This is a genomic window from Vibrio sp. 10N.222.48.A3 (assembly GCF_041475345.1).
Classification (GTDB): Bacteria; Pseudomonadota; Gammaproteobacteria; order Enterobacterales; family Vibrionaceae; genus Vibrio; species Vibrio tasmaniensis_A.
Window position 1 is genome coordinate 1 of record NZ_JBFRVX010000748.1, and the last position, 2,920, is coordinate 2,920.

Annotated in this window: 1 protein-coding gene; it reads left to right on the forward strand. The window is 49.1% G+C overall.

The features are described from left to right. The first annotated feature begins 51 nt into the window (after window positions 1–51). Window positions 52–2,907, forward strand: coding sequence for an FAD-binding and (Fe-S)-binding domain-containing protein (locus tag AB4653_RS19325; protein WP_102257665.1), 2,856 nt, complete (start codon window positions 52–54; stop codon window positions 2,905–2,907). The last annotated feature ends 13 nt before the right edge of the window (window positions 2,908–2,920 follow it).

The following is a 2,920-nucleotide window of genomic DNA, read 5'->3' on the forward strand; positions in this document are numbered from 1 at the left end:
AAGGTCAACACGCCCTGAACAGTGCCAAATAAGAAGCACAAGGAAGCAAAGATGGAGACAACCACATCCCATGAGCGAGTACTAGACGCACAAGCTTATCAGCAGCTTGAAGCGATACTGGCTCAAAAAATAGAAACAGAACGCATTGTCACTCAAGAGGCAAAGCGCTTGGCTTACGGCACCGATGCGAGTTTTTATCGCTTGGTGCCGAAAATGGTTCTAAGGCTCAAGAACTTAGACGAAGTGATATTCACCATTCAAAGCTGTCGTGAACTCGGTATTCATTTTACCTTTCGCGCCGCGGGCACCAGCCTTTCAGGACAAGCCGTTTCAGACTCGGTCCTCATCACACTGACCGATGACTGGCGTGGCCATGAAATCGTAGATAACGGCAATCAGATCATCCTTCAACCGGGTGTGATTGGCGCTGATGCAAACAAATACCTTGCTCCTTTCCAACGTAAAATCGGCCCAGATCCAGCTTCAATCAATACCTGTAAAATCGGTGGTATTGCAGCAAATAACGCCAGTGGTATGTGTTGTGGTACTGCGCAAAACTCGTATCGCACCGTCGAGAGCATGAAAATCGTATTGAGTGATGGCTCCCTGCTTGATACGGCAGATAACGCAAGTGTTGAAGCATTCAAGCTATCACATAAAGAGCTGTTTAAAGGCATTGTCGAATTACATCAACAGACAGCTTCAAACCAAGAACTCGCAGACAGAATTCGCCACAAGTACCGCCTCAAAAACACCACTGGCTACGCTCTGAATGCCTTGGTCGATTACCACGACCCAATTGAGATCATCAAACACTTGATGATTGGCTCAGAAGGTACACTAGGTTTCATTGCTGAGATTACCTACAACACGGTTATCGAACATCCAAACAAAGCTTCGGCTCTGTTGGTGTTTGCCGACATCGAACAAGCCAGTAAAGCGGTTACTACGCTATCAAAAACACCCGTTGCTGCGGTTGAATTGATGGATGGTAGAGCGCTGCGTTCAGTGGCTGATAAACCGGGTATGCCTGCATTTATGCCAAGCTTGGACTTAGAAGCCGCGGCTATTTTGGTTGAATCACACGCCAGCTCCCAGCCGGACTTAGATTTACAATGTAAATCAATTTTGGACGCATTGACTGAATACACGATTGTTGAATCGGTGCCTTTCACTTCCGATCCAAAGACAGTCACAACTCTGTGGGGCATTCGAAAAGGCATGTTCCCTGCGGTTGGAGCCGTTCGTGAAGTCGGTACAACCGTTATCATCGAAGACGTGGCTTTCCCTGTCGAAAACCTCGCTAACGGCATTCGAGAGCTGCAAGAGCTGTTCGATAAATACGACTACAGCGAAGCGATCATTTTCGGCCATGCCCTCGAAGGCAACCTGCATTTTGTGTTTACTCAAGGCTTCGACAGCCAAACAGAAATCGATCGCTACGGCGGTTTCATGGATGACGTTGCCGAACTGGTCGCGGTGAAATACCAAGGTTCTCTGAAAGCAGAACATGGCACTGGCCGTAATATGGCACCTTATGTCGAATTGGAATGGGGTAAAGATGGCTACGCCTTGATGCAACAGATCAAAGCCTTGTTTGATCCAGAAAGACTGCTCAACCCCGGCGTTATTATTAACGACAATCCAAATTCACACATCACGAATTTGAAGCCAATGCCTGCTGCCGACGACCTTGTCGACCGCTGTATCGAGTGTGGCTTCTGTGAGCCTGTTTGTCCGTCTCGTACCTTAACTCTATCGCCACGCCAACGTATCGTGCTGTACCGCGAGTTACAACGCCGACGTGCCGCAGGTGAAGAGATGGAAGCAAGCGAACTAGAGAAAACCTTCGAATACCAAGGCATTGATACCTGCGCCGCAACAGGCCTGTGTGCCGAGCGTTGCCCAGTGGGAATCAACACCGGCGATTTGATCAAGAAGCTTCGTATTGCCAAGTACGAGAAATTTACGCCAATCGCTAAGTGGACAGCGGATCATTTCTCGACCACCACCAAGCTGACCAAAGCCGGCCTCAAAACCAACCAAGTGGCGAGTAAAGTATTAGGCGCAAACACAGTCGGCAAGCTAACCAACGGCCTGCGCTCAATAACTAAAGGCGCGACACCTGTTTGGATGCCTGAGATGCCGCAATCCAATAGTCACTCGCTAGTCTCATCACCCGTGACGGCAGAATCCTCAAGCAATCATAAGAAGGTGGTTTACCTCCCTTCGTGTGCCAGTCGAACCATGGGACAGCAAAGCGATGCGGGCGATCAACGCCCTCTAACTGAAGTGACCATGTCTTTGCTTAACAAAGCCGGATTTGAGGTTATTCTTCCGAAGAAGCTAGACGACCAATGTTGTGGCATGCCTTACGACAGCAAAGGGATGACCGATTTAGCCCAATCTAAAGCGCAACAGCTCGAAGAAGTGTTGTGGCAAGCCAGTCGTCAGGGTGAATACCCAGTATTAATGGACACCAGCCCATGTGCTAAACGCAGTATTGAACAGTTCACCAAGCCACTAGAAGTGCTAGAGCCGACAGGGTTTGTGAATCAATACTTGCTTGAGCACCTGACACTTGAGCCGCTGCAAGAAACCGTGATGCTGCATGTGACGTGTAGTTCTCGTCGAATGGGTTTGGAAGGCGCGATGTTGAGCCTTGCTAAAGCCTGTACCGAAGAGGTCATCGTTCCTGAGCATATTCAATGCTGTGGTTGGGCGGGTGATAAAGGTTTTACCACGCCAGAGCTGAATGAGGCGGCAGTGCATCCACTCAAAGAACAAGTGCCGAGCAACTGTACTCGTGGATTCAGCAACAGCCGAACCTGTGAGATCGGTTTGTCACATCACAGTGGCATTCCGTATCAATCCATCTTGTACTTAGTGGACGAAGTGGCGCAGTAGCTTCACTCTTAGT